Raw genomic sequence first — 24,663 nt, 5'->3', positions numbered from 1 at the left:
GACGCTCTGATCGAGTGTCTCATCTTTTTTGATGTCATGTGAGCGGTCGTTTTTTCAATACGATGACCGTTACCGTTAATACGACGAACGTCATACTGATCATCATGAGAACGGATCGGATTGGAAAATGGTCTTCATACATTTGTGCGACCCCATAGTTGAACCAGTACGTCGGCAAGAAGCGTCCGACGACTTGGAGCGTATCGGGTAGCCACGTCAGGCTGATAAAAGCGCCCCCCGTGATGGCAGCGGCCATCGTCACCGACGTTTGCCAAATATTCGCTTTCTCTCGATTCGTCGCCAAGATGGCGATGAGTGAACCGATGGCGAGGCAGACGAATAAATAGACGATGAACAACAGGGTGAGGACAGGCAGGTGGGCGAGAATGTCTTGTCGATAAAGTACGGCGCTGAAAGCGAGCAGCATGAGCACGTAGAGCAGTCCGACGGCGCAAAACGACAAGAACAGCGAACCGATGTAACGCCGTGGTGTGACCGGGGCCGCGAATAGACGCGAGTAAATCTTTTCGTCCCGGTCGTCGGCGACGAACAAAGGGATAAACTGTAAGAACGCCGACATCATGACGAACGATAAGAGACCGAGGAACGCCTGCGTCCGCGCCGTCGTCGCCACGCTCTGTTGGAACGGCTCACTCGAGAGGGTATAGCCGTTCTCGGTCTCGCGTTCGGCGAGTTCGGTGAAACGTTCCTCGTCAAACTCACTTGCGATCAATAGTTGTCGCTCACGGGACAGATATGAATTGAGTGCCTGCTCGATCAAGGCGGCGTCACTTCCCTCGGTCGCGCTGAAAGATAATCGCGGCGTCTCACCATTCAAGAGCGCCTCGGTGAATCCGTCCGGGATCGTTAACACGACATCTTGTCCTTGGAGTAACGCCTCATCCGCCTCGTCCGTATCAAGCGGGGTCACCGAACCGAATCGTCCTGCTTCTTCAATCACGCGACCAGCGAGTGTCCCGCCGTCCCGGTCGAGAATGCCGATCGAGGCGTTCAAGGCGGACGTCGAGTTGAGGAAAGACAGGATGAGAGCAAATCCGAACATCGAGACGAACGTGAACACCCAGAGCCCTTTTTTCCGGAGCATGCGTTTGGCGACATGCCTAAATAGCACCACGGCGATCTCCCCCTTTCCATAGCAACAGACTGAGGGCGGCTAAGACGAACAAATGGATGGCGAGCCAGCCGAGGCTCTGCCAAAACACGGCCGTGTCACCACCGCGTAGGAGCACCTGAAGTATCCCTTCCCGCATGAAGATCGGCATAAAGACGTACTGGGCCCATGGCGCGACGCTCAGTGTCACTTGGTCGAAACCGGGGACGTAGCCGCCGGAGAGAATCATGATGATGGCGACGAACCCGTTGACGATCGCGTCTTTCGTCGCGCGCGAGATACGGGGCAAGCTCGATATGAAGAAACCGAACGCGGTGCCATATAAAGCGAGGGCGAGCCAAGATAGGAACAATAGACTGAAGTGAACGTAGTCGAGTGAGAAGCTACGATACACGAAGTGACTGAACCAAAACACGAGCACGAGTTGCAGGAAGATGAGGGTGTACCGGCTTAAGCTTCGGGCCAGGCGATGCTCAATCCGTTTGACGGGGGCGGCTTGAATCCGAAGATAGCTCCCGGTCATCGGCTGCTCCTCGCTAAGCATGCCCGTGATATAGAAAGCACCGAATAGCGCCGTCATGATGGAAATCGTGACGGTGAAATATTCGAGCGACGTCGGGGTTCGTCCTGACAAGTCGACGCTCTCGCTGTCGATGAACGTCTCAGGCGTGAACGGGGAGGAGACGCCCGCCTCGGCGAGCGTGATTTGCTGATTGGCGACGTCCGTGTATTGTCGAAGAATAGCTTCGATGACATCGAACTCGATCGTTGACGGTTCCTCGTAAAGAAGACGGACATCGGGACCGTCCAAATGGAGGATGACGTCGGCGTCACCATCGTTCACGCCGGTCTCGGCAGCGGCGATGCTATCGTACGGGACGAGATTGATGAATGCTTTGATGTCGTCGTCGGCGAGGAACGTCTCGAGCGGCACCCGGTAATCGTCGGTCGACTGCTCGACGTAAGCGACGTCCGTGACCGGGAGTGAGAAGTTACTGTTGAAGATGGCTGACAGCATCGTGCCGAGTCCAAAGATGAGAATGATCGGGAAGATGAGCATCCAAAACAGGGTCGAGCGGTCACGCAGTTGTTGTTTGACATCGAATTTGATGAACGTCCAAAGTTTCATCGCGCTCACTCCCTCAGCGTCTTACCGGTCAGGGCCAGGAAGACGGTGTTGAGTGACGGGCGGTCGACCGTGATCGAGGTGAAACGGATCTGCTCGTCGTGAAGCACGTCAAGGAGTGGGGCGAGTGGGGTATCTTTCTCGAGCGACACGTCAAGAAAAGGTTCATCGTAATCGACTTTCTTCACCCGATCAAGCGACTCGAGTCGTTCCAAGAGGCCAGGGGTGAGGGCGTCGACTTTAATCCGAGCCGTCTCAAGCGTCATGACTTGATCTTTCAGTTCATCTTGCGTCCCCTCCGCGATAATCCGTCCCTCATCGACGATGGCGACACGGTCGCAGAGCATCTCGACTTCCTCCATATAATGGGACGTATAGATGATTGTCGCCCCGCGTCGATTCAACTCGCGGATATTCTCGAGGATCGTGTTACGTGACTGCGGGTCGATGGCGACGGTCGGCTCATCCATAAAGATGAGTTCTGGTTCATGGACGATGCCGCAGGCGATGTTGAGACGACGAAGGAGCCCCCCGGATAGTTCCGGCGGACGTTTCTTTTGGTGCGGGGTGAGTTCGACGAAATCGAGGGCGGCCACGGTCTTTTGTTTCGCCTCGGCCGGCTTGAAGCCGTACAGTTCGGCGAAAAATTGGATGTTCTCGAAGACGGTCAGCTGATCGTACACGGAGACGTGCTGTGGGACGATGCCGACGCGTCGTTTGATCGTCAGTTCGTCCTTTGGCATCGAGTGGTCGAAGATTTGGATCGAACCGCTGTCGGCAGGATATAAGTTCAGCATGACCGAGATGGCGGTCGTCTTACCGGCCCCGTTCGGTCCGAGTAGGCCGAATAGTTCGCCGGATTCGACGTGAAGTGAAAAGTCGTTTAAGGCAATCGTCTCACCGAACCGTTTCGTGACATGGTCGAGGGCGATGATAGACACGTTGACGCAACTCCTTTCAATTCAAGAACGTGAAATAGCGTACAAGGTTTTGTTCCCGTTTGCAGGAATTTCCGAACCCGTTGCCGAATGAAATATAATAGTCGAATTATTCAGACAATTAATGGGAGTCGAAGTGAGGGATCGTGATGAAAAAGTGGCAGTTCAATAAAGAAGAGTCGAGTGAGAAGTTTCCAGATGAGATGGCGTGGGCGTTGTTTTGTACGGTCGAGCCAAAGCGGATGGACACGACACTCCCGTTCTATTATGACGAATCGGTGTTCCGCTTCTCGAACGGAACGGAGTCGTTCTACTTCAAAATCTCACCGAGTTATCATGAGTTCGAAGTGAACGTCAAAGACGCGTCGGGCGAGTTGCTTTACTATCAGTTGCTGCGAACGGTCGGGAAAGTGGAAGTGCTCGAAGATCGACGTGACCACGGCGAGCTGTTGATCGTCATGAACGAAGATCGGAATCGTACGGTGACGACGATTGAACTGACCGTCCGTCCCCGGTTCCGGGTGCTCGTCAAAGAGCACTATGTTTGAGTTTTCCTCAGAGTGGTACATCAATTAGACATGATATCACGAGGAGGAGATTTAGATGAAAGACGGACTCAACAAAAAAGTCGATGGTTTGATTGATAAAGCGGCAGGAAAAGCGAAAGAAGCGGTCGGCAAAGCGTCGGACAATCAATCGCTCAAACGTGAAGGGCAAAAAGATCAAGTGAAGGGGACGGCCAAAGAGAAGACGGGTCAAGCCCAACAAAATCTTGAAAGTCTGAAAGACGAACGCCGCTAAGCAAAGGGAAGTCGCAATCCATGCTACTTCCCTTTTTTCATTTGGTCAAAAGACTTGGACGTGAATCGTCGATTCTAATGCGTTCTTAAGGTGAGACAGCAAGGTGGGTAGCTGACAAAAACGAAAGAAGTAAAAGCTAAACTAGCGTATCCTTTAGTGAATTGTAGGTATATCATTTTATCGGGGAATTGGTCTGGAGTGAAAAGGAGAAACGAAATGAATTACGAGTTATTAGAAACAAGAACTCACGCCATTGCTTCCCGGATTCAACAGTTGGGTGGAGATGTTCAGGAAGTTGTAGTTGAAAACCCCATTTCTGAAGAGCAAATTTTTCAAATGGAGAAACGGCTTGGAGTCCAGTTGCCCGAGAGTTTTAAACGTGTTTTACAAGAGTTTTCTGGGGGATTCAGCTTTTATTGGTCTCTGCCTGAGGATTTAGTCACCCCACACGAGTTTAGAGATTCGGTTAGTAGCAACTTTCATTGGAGTATAGAAAGCCTTCCGCGATTGGAAGAAGAACGAAAAGAGTGGGTCAATCAAGTGTTTCCAAATGCGGAAGATAAGTACGACAAAATTTGGCACAACAAGCTCGTCTTTTGTGAAGTCGGAAATGGAGATTACATTGCCTTTGACTTAATAGACAGTCTCGATGAAGCTCCAATTATCTATTTGAGTCATGACGATGGAGAAGGCCATGGCTATCGATTAGCAAACACTTTCATTGAACTCATTGAAAGTTGGTCAAGCTTAGGATTTGTAGGATGTGAAGATAATCAGTGGCTCCCTTTTACAATGAATTCAACAAGCGGCATTCTAGCTGAGGGGGAGACTGCCAACCGATTTAAAAATTGGTTAGGACTAAATTTTTAAAATAAAACAGAGCATTGAATGGATTTCTTCAATGCTCTGTTATTATAATTTTGAAATATCGATTTAAGTTTCATTACCCAGCCCTTACTTATACAGTAAATACTCTTTCCGAATCGGTAAGAACGCATCTCGCTCGGCATCGACTTTCGCCATGATCGCCTCGAGCGACTCGCCGGCGAGGATCATATCTTTCACATAGGCGTTCCCGGTCAGCTTCGTGATGAAGTCGTTGGCGAGGAACTCGAAGTCGTCCGGATACAAGTCGTGCGCCGTCTTGACCATGGCGATGCCGGTCTTGACCGCTTCGAACTTCGTCGGCTCGGTGACGTACACTTCGACACCGTGCGACAGTTTGCCCGCGTTCTTCGAGAACGTCGGTGTGAACGAGGCAGCGCGGAACGTGACACCTGGTAGTTCGAGGTCGTTCAGCGTCTTGGCGTAGTCATGTGCCTTCACATACGGGGCACCAATCAATTGGAACGGCTTCGTCGTGCCGCGTCCTTCCGACAGGTTCGTCCCTTCGAACAGACCGGTCGCCGGATAGACGTTGACCGTGTCCGTCGTTGGCATATTCGGTGACGGCATGACGAACGGGAGTCCGGTATCTTCGTACAGCATCGAGCGCTTCCAGCCCTTCATCTTGACGACTTCGAGGTCGGCTTGCAGTTGGTACTCCGTGTTGAACAAGCGGGCGAGCTCACCGACGGTCATCCCGTGCTTGAGTGGAATCGGGTAGAGGCCGATGAAGCTCGAGTAGGCCGGATCGAGCACCGGTCCTTCGACGCGGAGGCCACCTTGCGGGTTTGGACGGTCGAGGACGACGAACGGGATGTCATTCTCAGCCGCAGCTTCCATCGCATACGCCATCGTATAGATGTACGTATAGAAGCGCGTGCCGACATCCTGAATGTCGAAGACGAGTACGTCGACATCCTTGAGCATTTCGGCCGTCGGTTTCTTCGTCGCGCCGTACAGACTATAGACAGGGAGTCCCGTCACTTCGTCGATGTACGAGCTGATCGTCGACCCGGCTTGGGCATCACCGCGGACGCCGTGTTCTGGTCCGTACAGTGCCGTCAGTTCGAAATCATCCGAGTTGTGGAACAAGTCGACGATGCTCGTCATATTGGCATCGATCCCGGTCGGATTCGTAATCAGTCCGACCCGCTTTCCAGCCAATAGCTCAGGACTATCCATCAACCGGTCGACCCCGAGTTCAACTTTCGGCTTCTTCGGGACGGACTTGGCATCGGCATCGAGTAACATGACAGATGATGTGACGAGTGTGAGGGCGGCTAGACCACCGATCCATTTCTTCATAACAATTCCTCCTTTATGAATGTAAGCGCTTTACCACTTACTCGAAAGTGTACCATTTTGTATTTTTAATTCAATTATATGTGATAAAAATAGGAAATTATATTTCTTAATTTGATTCATTGTACCTAAAAAGCCACCGGATTTTTCCGATGGCTTTCACATGATGCTTGCAGGTCATGATGAACGGCTAATGAACAACAACCGTTTCGAGGCGACGAAGAGCGTCACGGCAATCAACAAGACGCTACTGACGATTGGCCAAACGAGTATGCTCTCGCCCATGAGCACTTCGGCCGATAACGAGCCGAGCCGCCATGGCATCCAATCCCATTCGAGCCACCCGAGAAGAAGCGACATGATGAAGTGGAGGGCGAGCGTGATGACGAGGGCGACGAGGCCGCTCTCGAGCAACGCCGCGAACAAGAAGAAAATCGACAGCTGGACGACGAAATGGAGCATGAGCAGTCCGGTCGCGACCAAGAAGTCGGTGACGTCAAACGATTCGAACAAAACGATCGTGTAGTAGGCGGCACTCAATTGGGCGAGAGCGACGGCGATGACGGCAAGTAGCGAATAATGTCCCCATTTGCTGAGGACGATTCGTGTCGCCGGAATGTTGAGTGACTTGAGCCAGGCGAGCGTGCCGAGCGACCGTTCGTGGCTGAACGTATGCATCGCGGACAAGAGGACGACGAGCAGTCCGATTTGCCGCAACTGTTCGCTCGCCGACATGAGTACTTCTTCCGGTGATGGAGTCGGGATCTCGATGACTGCGCCGTCCGGCAAGTTGCCGCCCGAAGCCAAGATGTCCGGAAGGAAGTAGAGCGTGAGCGGCTGCATCGCCGCAAGCAACATCAAGGCGATTGGCACCCAAATCATCCGCTTATTGCGCCATGACTCAATCCACTCTTGTTTGAAGATGGCCGTTTTCATCAGGCGTTCACCTCCAAGAACAGTGACTCGAGCGATGGATGCCCGACATGGAGCGATTGGAGCCGGAGACCACGTTCGAGGAGCATTTGGAGCAGGGCCCGTTCCGTCACGTCTTTTGTATCCGTCTCGAGCTCCCACGTCGTCCCGGAGCGGGTGACGTGATTGACGCCTGGGAGCGTCCGCCACTCGTCTTCCGTCACGACATCATTGAACAGACGGACTTGGATCGACGACTTTGAACCGAGCAAATCGGTCACGGTCCCTTCCATGAGGAGACGACCTTGCCGGAGCAGGAGCACCCAGTCGCTCGCTTCCTCGGCGTCGGGGAGCACATGCGTCGAATAGAGGATCATCCGCTCCCGCTTCAAATCACTTAATAAATCGAGCACTTCCCGGCGTCCGCGCGGGTCGAGCGCCGAGACAGGTTCATCGAGCAGTAACAGCTCCGGGTCATGCACGAGCGCCTGGGCGATGCCGAGCCGTTGCCTCATGCCGCCTGACAAGTGTGCCGCCGGTCGATCGACGGGCTCGAGTCCGACCCGCTTCAGCAGCTTGACCGGATCGATACCCGTCACCCCGGTCAACTCGGCCGCGTAACGAATCGTCTCGACCGGGGTGAGCGACGGATAGAGCGCCGGGCGCTGCGGCAGATAACCGATGCGGATGGCATCGTGCCCGACAATCTGTCCGGACGTCGGCGTCGTCACTCGGGCAATCATGTTGAGCAGTGTCGTCTTTCCGGCCCCGTTCTCACCGAGGAGCGATGTGCAGCCGGGTCGAAGCGAGAAGCTGACGTCGTCGAGCGCGGTGAAAGAACCGAATTGTTTCGTCAGTTGCTTGACGTTCATCGCTTCGTCCGTCCCCATAGGAAGTAGACAATCGGTCCGAGGATGTTGATGAACAGGATGACGAGGAGCCACACCCACTTCGGTCCGTTCGTCTCTTGTCGCTTCAGCAAATCAATCAAGGCGACGACGAGCAAAATGAGTTGCAGCACGAGCAGCGGCAATAAAATGAGCAATAAATTTGAATCATTGGCAATATCCAATTGTGTTCCTCCTTCATAAATGAGTTCACTATCCCATTCCACACTTAGGACCTGTCTCCTGTATGGAATAGAAAAAAGCCCTTTCTCGGCTGAGAAAGGGTGACAATCATTTGACGATGATGACCGGCGCGAGTGCGCGTTTGGCCAGCTTATGGCTGACACTGCCGAGCACGAACTCCTGGAACGTGTTCAATCCGCGGGAGCCGACGACGACATACTCATACGGTTGATGGTTCGCGTATTTGACGAGCTCGACGTCTGGTTCGCCACGAAGTTCGATATATTCATAGTCGAGCCCAGCCGCGACGACTTGGTCGAAGAGCGGTTGTAACATCAATTTGCGCTTCGCTTCGAGATCGATTTTCCCGGTCGAGTTGAGCGCGGCTTCTTTCGATTCTTTGGCGCTGATGACATGGACGATGTCGATTGATGCATCTGATGCCTTGGCGAGCTGGATTGCTTTCTCAAGTGCCCGCTTCGAGTGGGCAGACCCGTCTGCCGCTAAAAATACCTTTCCCATAAAAACGTCCTCCTCTTTCACACAATCTACTTGTAGTATATGCGATTTTATAGAAGCGTGGGTATAAAAAGGGAGTGAACGCAAATGTCCACTCCCGCAAAAACGACATCAATGGCCGGCGTTTGCTTCTTGTTGCTTCAAGTGAAGCGCGAGCGTATTGAGCAGTTTCTCTGAATCTTTGTTCAAGTTCAACAGTTCCGGCTCGATCCCGACTTCGCGATATTTGAAGACGACTTTATCGATGGCACCGATGGCCGAGTCATCCCAAAGATGGGTGTTCGAGAAGTCGATCGTGACGTGTTTGACACCAGCTTCGGCGTCTTCAGTCACATCGAACTGATTGACGAACTCAGACGTCGAGGCGAAGAAGAGCTGACCGTTCACGATGTAACGAGCACGATCGGCGTCTACACTGCGATCAAGTTCGACTTTCGAAATTTTTGCGGCGAAGAGGATCGCTGCCGTCAAAATCCCGGCGAACACACCGAGTGACAAGTCGTGGGTGATGACCGTCACGAGCACGGTGACGAGCATGACGACCGTATCCGATTTTTGAGCGGTGCGCATCGCTTTGAGCGAGCCCCAGTCAAACGTCGCATACGAGACGAAGAACATGACGCCGACGAGGGCGCCGACCGGGATGAGCATCAAAATGTCGCTCATTGTCATGATCATGAGGAACAACGCGAGTCCAGCGACGAACGTCGACAGACGCCCGCGGGCACCGGATGAAACGTTGATGACCGATTGGCCGATCATCGCACAACCTGGCATCCCGCCGAAGAAACCGGCGATGATGTTCGAAATTCCTTGCCCGCGTGACTCGCGGTTTTTATTTGAATCTGTTCCTGTCATATCATCGACGATTTGGGCCGTGAGCAGTGACTCGATCAATCCGACGAAGGCGAGGGAGATCGAGTAGGGAAGGATGATCATCAACGTGTCAAACGTCAACGGGACGTTCGGGAATAAAAATTCCGGTAGTGTTGCTGAAATCGTTCCCATGTCACCGATGTTTTTCGTGTCGAGACCGAGCGTGATGGCGAGCACCGTCATGACGACGATGGCGACGAGCGGGGCCGGAATCGCTTTTGTGATACGCGGGAACAAGAAGATAATCGCGAGTGATGCAGCGACGATGGCCCAGATGATCCAGCTCTCGCCTTCAAAGTTCGACAATTGTGCCTGAAAGATCAAAATCGCGAGCGCATTGACGAACCCGACCATGACGGCGCGCGGGATGAACTTCATCAACCGGGCGATGCCGAGATAGCCGAGTGCGATTTGAATGATTCCCGTCAAAATACCGGCCGCGAGCAAGTACTCGAGGCCATGGTCTGCGACGAGCGAGACGATGACGAGGGCCATCGCGCCGGTCGCGGCCGAGATCATGGCCGGACGACCACCGGCAATCGAGATGACCATGGCGATGATGAATGACGCGTACAACCCGACCATCGGATTGACTCCAGCGATGAGTGAGAACGCGATCGCCTCAGGGATGAGCGCGAGCGCGACGACGATCCCCGCAAGGACGTCAGCCCGGACGTTGCCGAGCCAATCTTGTTTAATCGTATTCAATTTTTCCAAAAGAACACACCTCTCTATATATTTTTTGACTTTGATCTCCGAGTCTCACGAAGATCAAACCCCGCATTATATGAAAGAAATGGTTCGACCGATACATGTTTTCACAACGTGTTTCATCATACCGGATTTTTTCTGAAAAGACAATTGCCTCGAATGAAAAACTATGGTAATTTCATAACGTAAAGGTTATATAACGTTTTTGTTATACAGAGAAGGAGAATGACGATGCATACGGTAGATGATTTAAGTAAAGTGCTCAAAGTGCTCGCCGATCCGACCCGCTTGACGATGCTCAAGCAGATGCAGGGCGGGGAGCAGTGTGCCTGCAGTTTTGTCGACTGTTTTGACATCTCGCAACCGGCCATCAGCCGTCATTTGAAGATGATGCGGCAAGCGGGACTGTTGTTGGAACGCCGCGACAAGCAGTGGATTCACTATCGGTTGAATGAGACGAGCCCGTTCTATGCGATCGTCGTCGATCTGCTCGACAAGATCGAGACGGTCGATGCGAGTTGTGACTGTGACACCGAGTGCGCGATTTAAGGAGGAGTCAACGATGAAGCTTGAAGTATTCGAACCAGCCATGTGCTGCCCGACGGGACTATGTGGTCCGTCGATTGATCCCGAACTGACGCGGATCGCCACCATCCATTACGTATTAAAACAACGCGGCTTTGATGTAGCCCGTTATAACCTCGCCTCCGAGCCGAATCGCTTCGTCGAGAACGCCCGTGTCCAAGCTGAAATCGCGAACGGACTCGAGACACTCCCGCTCACCGTCATCGACGGTGAAATCGTCAAACGGGGCGCCTATATGACGAACGAAGAAATCGCCCGATTGACGGAACTCCCGGTCGAGGCGTTCGCTGCGCAAGACGGCGAGAAACCGAAAGTGCGCATCACGCTCAAAAAATAAGGAGGCGCGTCATGATGAATCGCTTTGACTTCACGACAATCGATCCGTCCCGTTACGTGTTTTTGACCGGGAAAGGCGGTGTCGGCAAAACATCGACGGCCTCGAGCCTCGCGTTGACGCTCGCTGACCGCGGCAAGCGCGTCCTGCTCGTCTCGACCGACCCGGCGAGCAATCTGCAAGACGTGTTCGAGATGGAACTCGACGAGACACCGCGCCTCGTCCCGGAAACAGGGCTCGCGATTGCCAACTTTGACCCGGAAGAGGCGGCGAAACAATACATGGAACGTATGGTCGGCCCGTATCGCGGTGTGCTCCCGGACGTGGCCATCCATTCGATGGAAGAGCAACTATCGGGTGCCTGTACGGTCGAGATCGCCGCGTTCGACCAGTTCACCGAGCTATTGACATCCGAGTCGGCACGTGAGACGTACGATCATGTCATCTTTGACACGGCGCCGACTGGTCACACGCTGCGGTTATTGACGCTGCCGAGTGCGTGGGATGAATTTTTAGAGACGAACACGACTGGTGCGTCTTGCCTCGGTCCGCTCGCTGGTTTAGCTGACAAGCAACTACAATATAAACGGGCCGTCGAAACGCTCACCAACGGCAACGAGACGACGTTATTGCTCGTCGCTCGTCCGGAGACGTCGACGCTCGTTGAGGCGGCACGTGCCGCGACCGAACTTCACGCGATTGGGATTGAACAGATGCAACTCGTCATCAACGGCGTCGTCGCTTCAGACGAAGCGACGGACCGCTACACGAAACGGTTCATCGAGCGTCAACAACAAGCGCTCCGTGAACTCCCGGAAGGCGTCGCCTCGCTCGAGACGTTCACGCTGTCATATGCGTACGAGAATCTCGTCGGTGTCCCGGCGCTCCGACGCTGGGTGAACGGGGAGACGGCCACCGTCCCGGATACACGTTATGACACGAGTCATTATGGCTCGATTGACCGACTCGTCGATGAAATCGAGATGGATGGATCGAGCGTCATCATGACGATGGGGAAAGGCGGGGTCGGCAAGACGACGCTCGCTTCGCTCGTGGCCGTCGCGCTCAGTGAGCGAGGACATGCCGTCCATTTGACGACGACGGACCCAGCCGCACATGTGGCTTTCACAATCGGTCTCGACGTCCCGGATACGTTCACCGTTGATGCGATTGACCCGAAAGTCGAAATCGAGAAGTACCGGATGGATGTGTTCCGGGAAGCGGGGGATATGAACGACGAGCAGCGCATGATGCTCGAGGAAGACTTGCGCTCACCTTGTACCGAAGAGATTGCCGTTTTCCGCGCCTTCGCCGATCAAGTGGCGAAAGCGAAAGACCGCTTCGTCGTCATTGATACAGCGCCGACCGGTCATACGCTTCTGCTCTTGGATGCGACCGAGAGCTATCATCGGGAACTTGAACGCTCGACCGGCGTCGTTCCAGAAGCAGTCCGCGAGCTGTTACCGAAACTGCGTGACCCGAAACAGACGCATGTCTTGATCACGACACTCCCTGAAGCGACACCGGTTTACGAAGCTGAACGGCTCGTCGCTGACTTAGAACGGGCCAAGATTCAACCGTTCGCCTGGGTCGTCAATCAATCGTTCACACCGCTCGATGTGACAAGCAAACTGCTGACGGCGAAAGTCGCGAGCGAGGCGCTATGGCTCGAGCGCGTGAACGCCTATCCGCGCCCGACGTTACTCGCATGGCAAGAACAACTGCCGGTCGGTTATCCCGCGCTCTCACAACTATTAAAGGAGGAAGTTACATGAACATCACGAATGAAGCCATCGACTTTATGAAAGCGGCATTAAGTGAAGAGGAAATTAAATCGGTTCGCATTTGTACCGAAGCCGGGTGCTGTGGACCGACACTGGGTCTTCACATTGCCGCGCCGGAAGCATCAGATGACGTGAAAGACTTCGACGGACTCACGTTCGCCGTTGCAAAAGATGCCGAAGCGATGGCAGAGAACGTCACGCTCGACGTCGAATCGACAGAAGACGACGTCAGCCTCGTGCTTCGCGGCCTGCAACAGACTTGCTAAACAAATAGAGAATTATTGGAGGAACTCATTGTGCAGTGGATTGCTAGTATCATCTTTTTAGTGACGCTCTTCCTCATCATCAAGCAACCGAAAGGCCTCGGCATCGGTTACTCGGCGATGGGGATGGCGGTCATCGCCCTACTTACCGGGGTCGTCAATTTGGATGACGTCGGTACCGTTTGGGACATTATTTGGAACGCGACGTTCACGTTCATCGCAATCATCATCATCTCGCTCATCTTGGACGAGATTGGATTCTTTGAATGGGCTGCCTTACATATGGCCCGAATCGCCAAAGGAGGCGGCGTCAAGCTGTTCGTCTATATCACGTTGCTCGGTGCGCTCGTTGCGGCGTTGTTCGCCAACGACGGAGCGGCGCTCATCTTGACACCGATTGTGCTCGCGATGGTACGGGCACTTAAACTACCGGATGCAGTCGTCTTGGCGTATGTCATGGCGTCCGGGTTCATCGCCGACACGGCGAGCCTGCCGTTCGTCGTCTCGAACCTCGTCAACATCGTCTCGGCCGATTTCTTCGGCCTCGGTTTCGCCGAATATGCGGCGCGGATGGTGTTTGTCAACGTCTTCGCTGTGGCCGGAAGTTTGCTCGTCCTATATTTGTATTTCAAAAAGGACATTCCGAAGCAGTACGATTTATCAAAACTCGTCGAGCCGGCCTCGGTCATCAAAGACCATAAGATGTTCCGCTTGTCGTGGGTCGTGCTCGCACTTCTCGTCATCGGGTACTTCACGAGCGACATCATCGGAATTCCGGTCTCACTCGTCGCCGGTGTCATCGCCTTGTTCTTCCTCGTCATGGCGAACCGTTCGCCAGCGGTGAAGACACAGTCGGTTGTTCGCGGTGCGCCGTGGGCCATCGTCTTCTTCTCGCTCGGGATGTATATCGTCGTCTACGGTCTGCAAAACGCAGGGCTGACGCAAGTGCTCGCCAACTTCATCGACTGGTTCGCCGTGAACAACTTCAGCGCTACGTTCGGGATGGGCTTCTTGGCCGCTATCTTGTCATCGGTCATGAACAATATGCCGACCGTCATGATTGACGCGCTCGCCATCGATTTGACGAATACGACCGGTCAGATTCGGGAAGCCCTCATCTATGCGAACGTCATCGGGTCCGATCTTGGTCCGAAAATCACACCGATTGGGTCACTTGCGACATTGTTATGGCTCCACGTGCTCCGTACGAAAGGGCTTAAAATCGGTTGGGGTCAATACTTTAAAGTCGGCGTCATCTTGACGATCCCGACGCTTGCCATCACGTTGCTCGGACTATATATCAGCCTACTACTTTACTAAGGAGTGTTTTTCTATGAAATTGGTCATCATCGGTTCAGTCGCCGCCGGTACATCGGTCGCGGCAAAAGCACGTCGTAACAACGAGGACGCACAGATTACCATTTACGACCGCGATTATGATATCTCGTATTCAGGTTGCGGCATCCCGTATTACGTCGGGGGAGAAGTCGAGTCACGCGACGATTTGACGCCTCGTGACGCGGCGTTCTTCAAGAAGCGCTACCAGATTGATGTCATGACGCGTCATAACGTGACGGCGATCGATGCCGACGCCCAGACGGTCACGGTCGAGAACCTCGAGACAGGTGAGTCGTTCACGGACAGCTACGATTCGTTGGTGCTCGCGACAGGTGCTTCGAGCATCGTCCCGCCGATTCCAGGCGTCGACTCGGACAACGTGTTCCCAATCCGTAACATTCAGAACGCGGAAGCGACACGCACCTTCGTCGACACAACGAATCCGAAGCACGCGACGATCATCGGCGCTGGATTCATCGGTCTCGAGATGGCGGAGCAGCTCAAACTGCGCGGTATCGATGTCACAGTCATCGAACGTTTCCCACAAGTGATGCCGCCGCTCGATAAAGACATGGCCTGCCGCGTCGAGGACCACCTCGAGAAGAACGGCATCGAGCTCATGCTCGGTGAGACGGTGACGGAGCTCGTCGGTGACGGGCACGTCGAACGTGTCGTCACGGAAAGCGGCAAGACGATCGACACGGATCTTGTCATCCTCTCGGTCGGCGTCCGCCCGAACACGGAACTCGCGAAGTCGATTGGGGTGACCATCGGCGAGACGGGTGCGATCGCCATCAACGAGCGTATGGAGACGAACGTGAAGAACGTCTATGCGGCCGGTGACGTTGCCGAAAGCTTCTCGCTCGTCACGGGCAAACCGATTTGGCGTCCGCTCGGCTCGACGGCTAACAAGATGGGGCGTGCGCTCGGTGACTTGATCACGGGCGGCGACCTTGAACATCGCGGCATCCTCGGCACAGGCATCTTCAAAGTGTTTGGCCAAGCGGTCGCGCAGACCGGTCTATCGGAACGTGAGGCACGCGAGCTCGGCTACGACATCGAAGTGCTCCATAACACGAAACCGGACAAGCCGGCTTATATGGGCGGGAAAGATATGACGATTAAAGCAATCGGCGACCGCGCGACACGCCAACTGCTCGGCGTTCAAATCGTCGGTTTTGAAGGCGTCGACAAGCGTATCGACGTGTTCGTCACGGCGATCACGTTCAAGGCGAAAGTCGATGACTTGTTCCATCTCGATCTCGCTTACGCGCCGCCGTTCGCGACGACGAAAGACCCGGTCATGTATACGGGCATGGCGCTCGCGAACAGTATGGATCAATCAGCGCGACTCATTACGCCGGGCGAGCTTCAGAAGCGGATCGATGCGGGTGAGGAGATGCAAATCATCGATACGCGCAAAGCGGCACAGTTCGAGAAGGCGTGTGTCGATTGCGCCGTCAACATCCCGCTCGGTGATTTGCGTGCGGCCGCCAAGGACATGGACAAAGATAAGCCGACCGTCGTCTATTGCAACGGTGGGGTGACGGGGAACGCGGCTCAAAACGTGCTCCGCAACCTCGGGTTCACTGACGTCTATAACTTGTCAGGCGGAAACAAGAACTATCAACTGTTTAAAAAGTACGGGAATTAACATAGACGACGTCCGAATCATTCGGACGTCGTTTTTTGGTATGCTGAATCATGAGGTGAATCAGATGAACTATAAGCTGTTACATGAAAAGTTCGAACGGAGAAAGCAGTGGCTCGTCTTTGAGAAGGAGGAGGTCGTCCGTCGGGTGATGGTCCGCTATAAGGCACGCGTCATCCCAAAAGCAGACATCATGGACTTGGTGAACGACGATCAATTGTCGTATGAACACATCTTCTGTTGTTTGACGATTGATGACCCGCGCATGATTGCTAAAATCTTTACGACGAAAGAAAAAAAGGACCACCGATGGGAACGGGAAGATAACGCGCGACGTGGGATGGTGTACAAACATAAGGATGAGGAACACCGACGCTACAATCAATTGATTCTCGACGAGATGGAAGGACGTCGCCTTGACATCATATTCGAAAGCAAGGATGGGAAGTTTGTGACCGGCTTTTTGACGAGAGACATGTCAACTCAAGTTGCTTCGTACATTTACGCGCATACGGGCGGCGCCAAATTCACGGGACTCATCCCACGTTTATTGTGGCCGCCGGACGTGACGGATGAAGAGTTTAAACTGAGCTATCGCTGGTACTTAGAGTCGTTGGAAGAGTGGAAAAAGTTATAAGGGAACGTCGAGACGACCTACTAGCAGGCCGTCTTTTTATATGTAATTCGCCATCACATTCCAGTCCCAGGAAGGAGATAGGAGTCATTACCTATTCTTGAAAAAAACATTGTATTCCAAAAAGGAAACGTTTACAATTTTTGTGTAAGCGTTTTCCTAAAATCATGCTACAAGGAGGGACCCACATGGTCAACAAACGATGGAAACAGGTATGGGCAGTTGTGCTAACGTTTGCACTGGTGTTCTCAATGTTTCCGATGTCATCGTCCGCTCTCGATAAAGGTAAGTCGACGCTCGTCGTCGTTCATTATCAAGAGGCACCGGACAATCAAACAGATTGGAACTTATGGCTTTGGGCGAATAACCCAGATTATTTCCCGAATAAAGCTTTTGCCTTCAACGGCGAGGACGACTTCGGCAAGGTGGCGGCCTACGAATTCCCGGTCGATTCACCAGAAAAGCTCGGTCTCATCGTCCGTACGGACAACTGGGAGAAAGATAAAGGGTCTGAGAACGACCGCTTCATCACGAGCGATATGATTAAAGACGGCGTTGCCGAAGTATGGATCAAGTCAGGGGACTCGAAAATCTATACGTCGAACCCGGACGGGGAGACGGCAGCAACGGACGTGGATATGAAAGTTCATTACTTCCGTTACGACAATACATACACGGACTGGGGTCTTTGGACATGGCCAGACGGTGGAGACGGTCAAAGCATCAATTTCGATGAGACGGACGCATTCGGCGGCGTCGCGAACGTGACGTTCGCGAATCCGGATGCGAAGAAGCTCATCGGGCTCGTTACGAAAAAAGGGGAATGGGCCGAAAAAGATGGGGAAGACCGGTTCGCGCTTAGTACGGCGAAAGAAATTTGGCTCGTCGAAGGCGATTCGACGATTTACTATTCCGAGCCAGAAATCGATCGTTCACCGAAAATCATCTCGTTCGAGGCGGACACGTTCCGTCAAGCGGAGCTCACGCTCAACCGCGTCATTGACGAGAAGTTTTTGAGCGAGTTGACGGTCGAAGGTGCGACCGTTGAATCGGTTGAGAAGTCAGGTGACAAGTCGGTCACGGTCCGTTTCAGTGCCGACATCGACTTGGCGGCAGTCATCACGGCGAAACATCCAACGTTCGGAGACAAAGTGCTCCAAGCGGGCGACGTGCTTCGTTCACCGGAATTTGATGCGAAGTACGCCTATAGCGGCAAGCTCGGCGTGACGTACAAGCAGTCAAAATCACAATTCGTCTTGTGGGCCCCGACAGCTCAAGACGTGAAACTCGAACTATGGAATATGCCGAAAACGCGTCCCGCTTCAGATAAAGATTTGAAGAAGACGGTTTCGATGAAGCGTGGCGAGCGCGGCACTTGGGTCGCGGACGTCCGCGGCGATTTGGACGGCATCGGTTATACGTACAACGTCAAACACGCGTCAGGCAGCGTTCGCGCGGTCGACCCATACGCGACGGCAGTCGGTGTGAACGGGGACCAAGGGGTCGTCGTCGACTTGAGCGAGACGAAACCGAAGCGTTGGAACTCGATGAAACCAAAACTCAAGAAACGGACAGACGCGATCATCTATGAGACGCACGTTCGCGACTTGTCGATCTTTGATGTCACGTCAGACAAATACGATTCAGGCATCAAAAACAAAGGCAAATATCTCGGCGTCGTCGAGCCAGGGACACGTCTCCTCGTCAACGGCAAGAAGACAGCGACGAAGACAGGCCTCGACCATATGAAAGACCTCGGCGTCACGCACGTCCAGTTCATCCCGGTATACGACTACAACACGGCCTCGGTCGATGAGACGAAGCCGGATGCATCATACAACTGGGGTTATGACCCGAAAAACTATAACGCGCCGGAAGGCTCGTACTCGACGAATCCATATGACGCGAAAGTCCGGATCCGCGAGATGAAACAAATGATTCAAGGGCTTCATGACAACAACTTGCGCGCCGTCATGGACGTCGTCTACAACCACATGTTCGATGCCCAAGCGTCGAACTTGCACAAAATCGTCCCGGGTTACTACTACCGATACACAGCGGGCGGTGACTTTGCGAACGGTACGGGCGTCGGCAACGATACCGCATCGGAACGCAAGATGATGCAAAAACTGATCGTCGACTCGGTCGTCTATTGGGCGAAAGAGTACCATTGGGACGGATTCCGTTTCGACCTCATGGGCATCCATGACGTCAAGACGATGAACCAAGTCCGTTCGGCCTTAAACAAAATCGATCCATCCATTCTCGTCTTCGGCGAAGGTTGGGATCTTAGCACGCCGCTTGACCCGGCACTCAAGGCGAACCAGAAGAACGCATATCAGATGCCAGGTGTCGCGCATTTCAACGACAATATCCGTGACGGCTTGAAAGGCAGTGTCTTCATCGACACGGACAACGGGTTCATCAACGGAAAATCCGGTCTTGAGAATCGGATCAAGACAGGGATCGTCGGCGAGATCGACTATAGCCCTGGTATCAAAGGATTCACAAAAGAGCCGACGCAAGCGATCACGTACGTCGAAGCGCACGACAACCACACACTTTGGGACAAGCTCGAACTCACGAACCCAGAGACATCGGAAGCGGACCGGACGAAGATGCATCGCCTCGCGTCAAACATCCTCTTGACGAGCCAAGGCACGACGTTCATCCATGCCGGTCAAGAATTCATGCGGACGAAAGAAGGCGACCACAACTCATACAAATCGCCGGACCGCATCAACCAAATGGATTGGAAACGGGCGGCTGACCGCAAAGCGGACGTCCAGTACATGAAAGGCTTGATTGAGATGCGTAAAGACAACCCAGGTCTTCGCATGACGAAGGCGGTCGACGTGAAGAAAAACTTGAAATTCTATAAAGCCGAAGCGAACGTGATCAGCTACTCAATCGATGACAAAGCGCCAGGCCAGAAGAAAGACTTGTTCATCACGCACAACGCCAACGCCAAGACAGTGAAAGTGAAACTGCCGAGCGGGCAATGGAACTTGATTGTCGATGGGAAAAAAGCGGGCACGAAGACGATTAAACGCGTCTCGGGCACAGTCAACGTACCAGCTTACAGCTCGGTCGTCGTAAAACGAAAGTAATGAAGTAACCAGGGGCGACAGTGCCCCTGGTTCTTTTGTATGAGTTAAATTACACGAATGTGTAATTCCATGCTTCATTTCCATGATTCTCCAATATATGATTTGTTCATATTGCCCATTTTTTATATAATTTAGAGAAATAGGCACAGTTCAGCATGACATTCGTCACATTAAGGAGTGAAATGCATGGGATTCTTCCGAAACTGGAAACCTTTACTGGAAACGGATATTAAACAAATCGATCGGAATGAGCGCCTCAATCTTGACCCGCTCTTAATCAATCAATATCCGGACGCGGTCTACGTGCTTGATAGTGAAATGAATTTAATTGATTCGAATGAGAAGCTATCCCTTTTATTCCAGGGAAAGGAGAGCCGTTTTTTGTGTCCAGACGCTTGGATGAGTAAAGTGGAGACCGAACGTGTCGCTCTGTTTCATCAACGGGCACTTCAAGGTGAAACTGTCCATTACGAACTAAAAGCCGTCAATACGGATCAAAAACATATCTACCTGTCTGTGACGAATACGCCACTCTATACGGGACAACATATCACCGGTGTCTGTGGAATTATAAAAGATTTGACGACACAGACGGAATTACGCGAACAATATAATCGCATGGTTGTCAGTCGGTCGTTATTTGAGCGCATTCCGGGTCTGATTTTGATTGAGTTAGATCTTGAAACCGGAGAGTTTTACCACTCTCCACAGACTGGAAAATTGCTTGGCTTGTCTCAACGACAGCTCGACAAGATGGAACGGGAGCATTTTCGTAATTTAATTCATGAAGATGACCGTGACACGTTTGCGGCGGCCGTCAATCGATTGATTCAAAATCCGAACGAGTTTGAATATGAGACGCAGTTGCGTGCTTTCAATCCCATGAAGAAACGATGTTTGAATTTGATTGTAAAAGTCGGAGTGTCGAAAAATCGAAAAACCATCACATGGGCGATGTTTGACATCACTAATTTGACTAATGCGGAGGCAAAACTGACCGAAGAGCGTTCGAAAGTTAAACAGTTGTGTGAGATTGTCGATTCGGTAATTTTTGAGCGGTATTTCGAATCTAAGCAGTTCAAGTTTTTGACGCCCGGCTTTGCGCATGTGTTTGGCTACACGGAAGAGCAGTTCAATTCAAACCCGAACTACTGGCAACAAGTCGTCGTACCGGACGACATTCCAAAAATTCACCAGGCGCGAGAAGTGACGCTAAGTGGGAAGACTACGACATTCTCTTATCGGATTTTCGCTAAAGGGGAAGTGAAATGGATTGAAGAAAATCGAGAACCGATTTTCTCGGAATCTGGACAAGTCATTGGTTTACGGACGCTCGTCAAAGACATCACGCAGTTGAAAGAACAGCAAGATGAAATCTATCGACTTGCTTTACTCGATCCCATCACCAACATGCCAAACCGAGAGTCGATTACAGAGACTGTGTATGATTTGACGCAACAGCGCGAACCATTTACGTTGTTCTCGCTATCCTTTAATCGAATCTCAGAAATTAATCACACGTTCGGTTATGAGCTAGGGGATGAGTGGCGGGTTGTGACGGTCAATCGTTTGATTCGGTTATTACCTGAAGACGCGGTGCTTGGTCATCTAGATGCAGATAATGTGTTGATTGTCTTGCCGCGTCTTATGGAAGATACAGACGTACTTGCACTTGGGAAAGAGCTCGATACGCTTTCCACGCATCGTTTCCGTGTCGGTGTCTATGACTTGTTTGCCCGGATCTCGATTGGGGTGAGCCGTTATCCGGACGACGGCTCACAAGCAAGCGAGTTGATTCAACGTGCCTGTGTCGCCATGAACCGTGCCGATAAAAAGGTGGGGAGCCAGCTTGAACTGTACTCGTCGCAGATGGACATCGAATCGCTGAAACGCTATGAGTTGCTCCGTGATATGCGGAGCGCCCTCGAGACCGAACAGTTTTTCTTGATGTATCAACCGAAGGTGGACGTGTGGACGGGACAAATCGTCGGAGCCGAGGCGCTCATGCGTTGGACACATCCGACATGGGGATCAATCTCACCGGCTGAGTTCATTCCGCTCGCCGAGGAGAGCAGTCTTCACCTCGACTTGACGAACTGGTTGATTGAAGAAGTGTGCCGCTATGTAATGACCCTCCCGAACAAAATACCAATTTCGATTAACGTGTCGGCCAAGTATTTGTATCAAGAGCAGTTCGAACGTGTCCTCGAAGAGGCAATGAAGCGCTATGAAGTGCCGGTAAATTTTTTAGAAGTGGAAATCTCGGAGACGTCACTGTTAGAGGATGCCCAACAGATCACACAAGCGTTCGAACGATTGAATGAACTCGGCATCCCGATTGCGTTCGATGATTTCGGGAAAGGCTATTCTTCTCTTGCCTACTTGCAAGCATATAGCGCTCAAACGATTAAAATTGATCGGGTCTTTGCCCATCACGTCAGTCAAAATCGGAAAGCGCAAGGCATCGTTCGCAGTCTGCTCGTCATTGCCGAGGAGTTCGGGATGGACGTCGTTGTCGAAGGGGTCGAGTTGATGGAAGATCTACTATGCCTGCGAAAATTTGGATGTCAGATTATCCAAGGTTTTATTTTCAGTCGACCGCTTAAGGGGACAGACTTTGAAGGAGCACTTGCGTCAGGAGCATTGACGCCGATGGAAGAACCGATCGAGATGATTCAATCATCGAAACATTTCATTCACGCGGGCATTACCATCACACGTCTGAGGGGGCAAAACGTTGAGGTAGGCACATCGCCAATCCTCATCATGCGGCATGACAATCAGGTCATTTCGTTTTACGGGTCAATTCGGCTCCCGGTTGACAGTGATTTAGGTTTGGTCATCTTGTTGAACGATGACAAAGAACCGTTTCCAATCCGCGTGAATCATTCAACTGAACTCGCCAACGGCCTGTATCAGTATGAGTCAACTTATGAACCGACAGTCGAACTTGAGAAGCGTTTGACCGCTTCAGAGAGTGAAAAACCGCGCGGATTCACGATTCAACAAGCAAAAGATTTGGTTGATCAAACCGACTGAAGGTGAGCCGGCAACGGTTCACCTTTTTTTGTACGCTAAAAGTAGAAACCCGTAGCAATTTTCTCTAAGATGGAAGGGACAGAATGAAAGAGGAGATACATGAAATGGACATACAGGCAGCCCGACACTTTTTCTCGCAACTAGAAGGTGATTATACGAACCGGCTCAGCGAGATTGCAGAAGCAATCGAACGTACGGGAACGTATACGCTCACGACCGAAGAGTTGACGGAAGGCGCGAAACTCGCCTGGCGCAACTCGAACCGATGCATCGGTCGTCTGTTTTGGCAGACGCTCACCGTCTGGGATGCCCGGGGCGTGACGACGTTCGATGAGGTATTCGAGGCACTCGTCAGTCATTTACGTTACGCGACGAACGGTGGAAAAATTCGTTCGACGATGACCGTGCTCCCGAACGAGTTTCGGCTCTTGAACGCCCAACTCGTCCGGTATGCGGCATATGAGACCGAAGCCGGCATCGTTGGTGACCCGCTGTCGTTGTCAATCACGAGACAAGCCGAGCGGCTCGGCTGGATCGGGAGCGGAACCGCGTTTGACGTTTTGCCGCTTTTGATCACCGACGGGCGTGAGGTCCGACTGTATGAACTGCCGGACGATGCGGTGCTCGAAGTCGAAATCCGGCATGAGGCGTATGACTTGTTCGACGGACGAACGGTCAAATGGCACGCCGTCCCAGCCATCGCCGATATGGAACTCGAGATCGGTGGTTTACGCTTCACGTCGGTCCCGTTCAACGGTTGGTATATGGAGACCGAGATTGGGGCACGCAACTTGGCCGATACGGACCGCTATCATCTATTGCCACTCGTCGGCAAGTCGCTCGGGCTCGATACATCGAAAGAACGGACGCTTTGGCGAGACCGGGCCCTCGTCGAATTGAACATCGCTGTCTTGCAGTCGTTCGAACGGGCAGGCGTGACGATTGTCGACCATCACACGGCGGCGAAACAGTTCAAGCGATTCGAGAAAAACGAGCATGACGCCGGGCGTGACGTGACCGGTCAATGGAGCTGGCTCATCCCGCCAATGTCACCTGCCGCGACGCACGTGTTCCATCAACAGTACAATGACGAAATTGTGACGCCGAACTTGTTCTCGCGTTCAGGTTGTCCGTTTTCTGCGTTTCAAGCGAAGGCAAAAGAGGAATCTAAAGCCTAGACCCGAAATGAGAGGATGATGAACGTGGCAGTCCCAATCTGGAAACGCGCCGTAGCCAGTCAAATTGACCAATTCATTTTTCAGACCCCTGCGAAACTCGTCGAGAAGACGATTCGGAAGAAATTATTTCCTGGAAAAGACGTGAAACGGTACTACTTGCCGACACTCGTGACAATCGCCGGGGAAGTGTATTTCTTGCTTAACAAAAATGGGCAGACGATCGGTGACCAAGTCGTCGGTATCAAAGTCGTCAGCCAAGACGGACGCCCGCTCTCGCTCGAACAAGTCATGAAGCGGACGCTGTATAAAGACGTCGTCTATCCGGCGACACTTGGACTACCGCTCTTAAAGGCGCTCCAACAAATCAAGGCTGGCAAAGAGACAGAATTGCCGCACGATGAATTTGCCCATACGAAACTGATTTCGACACGATGAGTCGAAGGCTGAGACAGAGCGACGACGCGTCGCCCTGTCT

At 52.6% G+C, this 24,663-nt stretch carries 23 protein-coding genes; 14 read left to right on the top strand and 9 right to left on the bottom strand.

The annotated features are described in order from the left end of the window. Positions 1 to 34: 34 nt before the first annotated feature. From EVJ34_RS07840 to EVJ34_RS07830, 3 genes are read right to left on the bottom strand one after another with little or no spacing between them, the layout of a single operon-like run. On the bottom strand, positions 35 to 1,135 hold the full coding sequence (locus EVJ34_RS07840; RefSeq protein WP_131485179.1) for an ABC transporter permease: 1,101 nt from the start codon (positions 1,133 to 1,135) through the stop codon (positions 35 to 37). Next, positions 1,122 to 2,261, bottom strand: a complete 1,140-nt coding sequence (locus tag EVJ34_RS07835) for an ABC transporter permease (protein WP_236636665.1) — start codon at positions 2,259 to 2,261, stop codon at positions 1,122 to 1,124. The genes EVJ34_RS07840 and EVJ34_RS07835 overlap by 14 nt, the downstream gene beginning before the upstream one ends. A gap of 5 nt (positions 2,262 to 2,266) precedes the next feature. Further along, positions 2,267 to 3,199, bottom strand: a complete 933-nt coding sequence (locus EVJ34_RS07830; RefSeq protein WP_131485177.1) for an ABC transporter ATP-binding protein — start codon at positions 3,197 to 3,199, stop codon at positions 2,267 to 2,269. A 146-nt stretch (positions 3,200 to 3,345) separates the two neighbouring features. Between EVJ34_RS07830 and EVJ34_RS07825 the strand changes: the two genes are divergently transcribed. The 3 genes from EVJ34_RS07825 (at position 3,346) to EVJ34_RS07815 (ending at position 4,867) form a co-directional block, all read left to right on the top strand. Further along, positions 3,346 to 3,744: a hypothetical protein gene (locus EVJ34_RS07825; RefSeq protein WP_131435547.1), complete on the top strand. Its 399-nt coding sequence runs from the start codon at positions 3,346 to 3,348 to the stop codon at positions 3,742 to 3,744. Between the two features lie 55 nt (positions 3,745 to 3,799). After that, a complete protein-coding gene (locus tag EVJ34_RS07820; RefSeq protein WP_034778818.1) occupies positions 3,800 to 3,997 on the top strand; it encodes a CsbD family protein in 198 nt (65 codons plus the stop codon). Positions 3,998 to 4,213: 216 nt separating this feature from the next. Continuing rightward, positions 4,214 to 4,867 carry an SMI1/KNR4 family protein gene (locus EVJ34_RS07815; protein ID WP_131435545.1) on the top strand — a complete coding sequence of 218 codons (654 nt, stop codon included), beginning with the start codon at positions 4,214 to 4,216 and terminating at the stop codon, positions 4,865 to 4,867. 84 nt (positions 4,868 to 4,951) lie between these two features. Here the strand turns inward: EVJ34_RS07815 and EVJ34_RS07810 are convergent, their stop codons facing one another. The 6 genes from EVJ34_RS07810 to EVJ34_RS07785 form a co-directional block, all read right to left on the bottom strand. Continuing rightward, positions 4,952 to 6,187, bottom strand: a complete 1,236-nt coding sequence (locus tag EVJ34_RS07810) for an exo-beta-N-acetylmuramidase NamZ family protein (RefSeq protein ID WP_131485176.1) — start codon at positions 6,185 to 6,187, stop codon at positions 4,952 to 4,954. A gap of 174 nt (positions 6,188 to 6,361) precedes the next feature. Then, positions 6,362 to 7,120: an ABC transporter permease gene (locus EVJ34_RS07805; protein WP_131485175.1), complete on the bottom strand. Its 759-nt coding sequence runs from the start codon at positions 7,118 to 7,120 to the stop codon at positions 6,362 to 6,364. After that, complete coding sequence (locus EVJ34_RS07800; protein WP_131485174.1) at positions 7,120 to 7,968, bottom strand: ABC transporter ATP-binding protein; 849 nt, start codon at positions 7,966 to 7,968, stop codon at positions 7,120 to 7,122. The genes EVJ34_RS07805 and EVJ34_RS07800 overlap by 1 nt, the downstream gene beginning before the upstream one ends. Continuing rightward, a complete protein-coding gene (locus EVJ34_RS07795) occupies positions 7,965 to 8,168 on the bottom strand; it encodes a PLD nuclease N-terminal domain-containing protein (RefSeq protein WP_084592848.1) in 204 nt (67 codons plus the stop codon). Before EVJ34_RS07795 ends, EVJ34_RS07800 begins: the two co-directional genes overlap by 4 nt. Positions 8,169 to 8,274: 106 nt before the next feature. Continuing rightward, positions 8,275 to 8,688 carry a universal stress protein gene (locus EVJ34_RS07790; protein ID WP_131435537.1) on the bottom strand — a complete coding sequence of 138 codons (414 nt, stop codon included), beginning with the start codon at positions 8,686 to 8,688 and terminating at the stop codon, positions 8,275 to 8,277. Positions 8,689 to 8,796: 108 nt separating this feature from the next. Beyond that, positions 8,797 to 10,278 carry a SulP family inorganic anion transporter gene (locus EVJ34_RS07785; RefSeq protein ID WP_131485173.1) on the bottom strand — a complete coding sequence of 494 codons (1,482 nt, stop codon included), beginning with the start codon at positions 10,276 to 10,278 and terminating at the stop codon, positions 8,797 to 8,799. Between the two features lie 225 nt (positions 10,279 to 10,503). On the opposite strand from EVJ34_RS07785, the gene EVJ34_RS07780 reads away from it, so the two are divergent. The 11 genes from EVJ34_RS07780 to EVJ34_RS07730 all read left to right on the top strand — a co-directional run bounded on the left by EVJ34_RS07780 (position 10,504) and on the right by EVJ34_RS07730 (position 24,623). Next, positions 10,504 to 10,821, top strand: coding sequence for an ArsR/SmtB family transcription factor (locus EVJ34_RS07780; RefSeq protein WP_131435533.1), 318 nt, complete (start codon positions 10,504 to 10,506; stop codon positions 10,819 to 10,821). A 13-nt stretch (positions 10,822 to 10,834) separates the two neighbouring features. Continuing rightward, positions 10,835 to 11,194 (top strand): arsenite efflux transporter metallochaperone ArsD, encoded by a 360-nt coding sequence (gene arsD, locus EVJ34_RS07775; RefSeq protein WP_131435531.1) that lies wholly within the window; start codon positions 10,835 to 10,837, stop codon positions 11,192 to 11,194. 11 nt (positions 11,195 to 11,205) lie between these two features. Beyond that, the gene (gene arsA, locus EVJ34_RS07770) at positions 11,206 to 12,966 is read left to right on the top strand and encodes an arsenical pump-driving ATPase (RefSeq protein WP_131485172.1); all 1,761 of its coding nucleotides are present in this window, start codon (positions 11,206 to 11,208) and stop codon (positions 12,964 to 12,966) included. After that, on the top strand, positions 12,963 to 13,241 hold the full coding sequence (locus EVJ34_RS07765; RefSeq protein WP_131435527.1) for a Fe-S cluster assembly protein HesB: 279 nt from the start codon (positions 12,963 to 12,965) through the stop codon (positions 13,239 to 13,241). The genes arsA and EVJ34_RS07765 overlap by 4 nt, the downstream gene beginning before the upstream one ends. Before the next feature lie 30 nt (positions 13,242 to 13,271). After that, complete coding sequence (locus EVJ34_RS07760; protein ID WP_131485171.1) at positions 13,272 to 14,558, top strand: arsenic transporter; 1,287 nt, start codon at positions 13,272 to 13,274, stop codon at positions 14,556 to 14,558. Positions 14,559 to 14,571: 13 nt separating this feature from the next. Continuing rightward, positions 14,572 to 16,230, top strand: coding sequence for an FAD-dependent oxidoreductase (locus tag EVJ34_RS07755; RefSeq protein WP_131485170.1), 1,659 nt, complete (start codon positions 14,572 to 14,574; stop codon positions 16,228 to 16,230). Between the two features lie 64 nt (positions 16,231 to 16,294). Beyond that, positions 16,295 to 16,864, top strand: a complete 570-nt coding sequence (locus EVJ34_RS07750) for a hypothetical protein (RefSeq protein ID WP_131485169.1) — start codon at positions 16,295 to 16,297, stop codon at positions 16,862 to 16,864. Between the two features lie 185 nt (positions 16,865 to 17,049). Then, the gene (gene pulA / locus EVJ34_RS07745; RefSeq protein ID WP_131485168.1) at positions 17,050 to 19,971 is read left to right on the top strand and encodes a type I pullulanase; all 2,922 of its coding nucleotides are present in this window, start codon (positions 17,050 to 17,052) and stop codon (positions 19,969 to 19,971) included. Positions 19,972 to 20,157: 186 nt separating this feature from the next. Further along, entirely contained in the window at positions 20,158 to 23,010 is a 2,853-nt protein-coding gene (locus EVJ34_RS07740) for an EAL domain-containing protein (protein ID WP_131485167.1), read from the top strand. Between the two features lie 104 nt (positions 23,011 to 23,114). Beyond that, entirely contained in the window at positions 23,115 to 24,188 is a 1,074-nt protein-coding gene (locus EVJ34_RS07735; protein ID WP_131485166.1) for a nitric oxide synthase oxygenase, read from the top strand. 18 nt (positions 24,189 to 24,206) lie between these two features. Further along, on the top strand, positions 24,207 to 24,623 hold the full coding sequence (locus EVJ34_RS07730; protein ID WP_236634551.1) for an RDD family protein: 417 nt from the start codon (positions 24,207 to 24,209) through the stop codon (positions 24,621 to 24,623). Positions 24,624 to 24,663 lie beyond the last annotated feature (40 nt).

Source organism: Exiguobacterium sp. SL-9 (assembly GCF_004336985.1).
In the GTDB taxonomy this organism is placed as follows: Bacteria; Bacillota; Bacilli; order Exiguobacteriales; family Exiguobacteriaceae; genus Exiguobacterium.
The sequence above is the reverse complement of the archived record's forward strand: the minus strand, read 5'-3'. Positions and strand labels throughout refer to the sequence as shown.

What these genes read in the sequence shown, in the direction of transcription:
- EVJ34_RS07835 (WP_236636665.1), bottom strand. Translation starts at nt 2,261, where the DNA reads ATGAAACTTTGGACGTTCATCAAATTCGATGTCAAACAACAACTGCGT.
- EVJ34_RS07825 (WP_131435547.1), top strand. Translation starts at nt 3,346, where the DNA reads ATGAAAAAGTGGCAGTTCAATAAAGAAGAGTCGAGTGAGAAGTTTCCA.
- EVJ34_RS07820 (WP_034778818.1), top strand. Translation starts at nt 3,800, where the DNA reads ATGAAAGACGGACTCAACAAAAAAGTCGATGGTTTGATTGATAAAGCG.
- EVJ34_RS07815 (WP_131435545.1), top strand. Translation starts at nt 4,214, where the DNA reads ATGAATTACGAGTTATTAGAAACAAGAACTCACGCCATTGCTTCCCGG.
- EVJ34_RS07810 (WP_131485176.1), bottom strand. Translation starts at nt 6,187, where the DNA reads ATGAAGAAATGGATCGGTGGTCTAGCCGCCCTCACACTCGTCACATCA.
- EVJ34_RS07805 (WP_131485175.1), bottom strand. Translation starts at nt 7,120, where the DNA reads ATGAAAACGGCCATCTTCAAACAAGAGTGGATTGAGTCATGGCGCAAT.
- EVJ34_RS07800 (WP_131485174.1), bottom strand. Translation starts at nt 7,968, where the DNA reads ATGAACGTCAAGCAACTGACGAAACAATTCGGTTCTTTCACCGCGCTC.
- EVJ34_RS07790 (WP_131435537.1), bottom strand. Translation starts at nt 8,688, where the DNA reads ATGGGAAAGGTATTTTTAGCGGCAGACGGGTCTGCCCACTCGAAGCGG.
- EVJ34_RS07780 (WP_131435533.1), top strand. Translation starts at nt 10,504, where the DNA reads ATGCATACGGTAGATGATTTAAGTAAAGTGCTCAAAGTGCTCGCCGAT.
- arsD (WP_131435531.1), top strand. Translation starts at nt 10,835, where the DNA reads ATGAAGCTTGAAGTATTCGAACCAGCCATGTGCTGCCCGACGGGACTA.
- arsA (WP_131485172.1), top strand. Translation starts at nt 11,206, where the DNA reads ATGATGAATCGCTTTGACTTCACGACAATCGATCCGTCCCGTTACGTG.
- EVJ34_RS07765 (WP_131435527.1), top strand. Translation starts at nt 12,963, where the DNA reads ATGAACATCACGAATGAAGCCATCGACTTTATGAAAGCGGCATTAAGT.
- EVJ34_RS07755 (WP_131485170.1), top strand. Translation starts at nt 14,572, where the DNA reads ATGAAATTGGTCATCATCGGTTCAGTCGCCGCCGGTACATCGGTCGCG.
- EVJ34_RS07750 (WP_131485169.1), top strand. Translation starts at nt 16,295, where the DNA reads ATGAACTATAAGCTGTTACATGAAAAGTTCGAACGGAGAAAGCAGTGG.
- pulA (WP_131485168.1), top strand. Translation starts at nt 17,050, where the DNA reads ATGGTCAACAAACGATGGAAACAGGTATGGGCAGTTGTGCTAACGTTT.
- EVJ34_RS07740 (WP_131485167.1), top strand. Translation starts at nt 20,158, where the DNA reads ATGGGATTCTTCCGAAACTGGAAACCTTTACTGGAAACGGATATTAAA.
- EVJ34_RS07735 (WP_131485166.1), top strand. Translation starts at nt 23,115, where the DNA reads ATGGACATACAGGCAGCCCGACACTTTTTCTCGCAACTAGAAGGTGAT.
- EVJ34_RS07730 (WP_236634551.1), top strand. Translation starts at nt 24,207, where the DNA reads ATGAACGTGGCAGTCCCAATCTGGAAACGCGCCGTAGCCAGTCAAATT.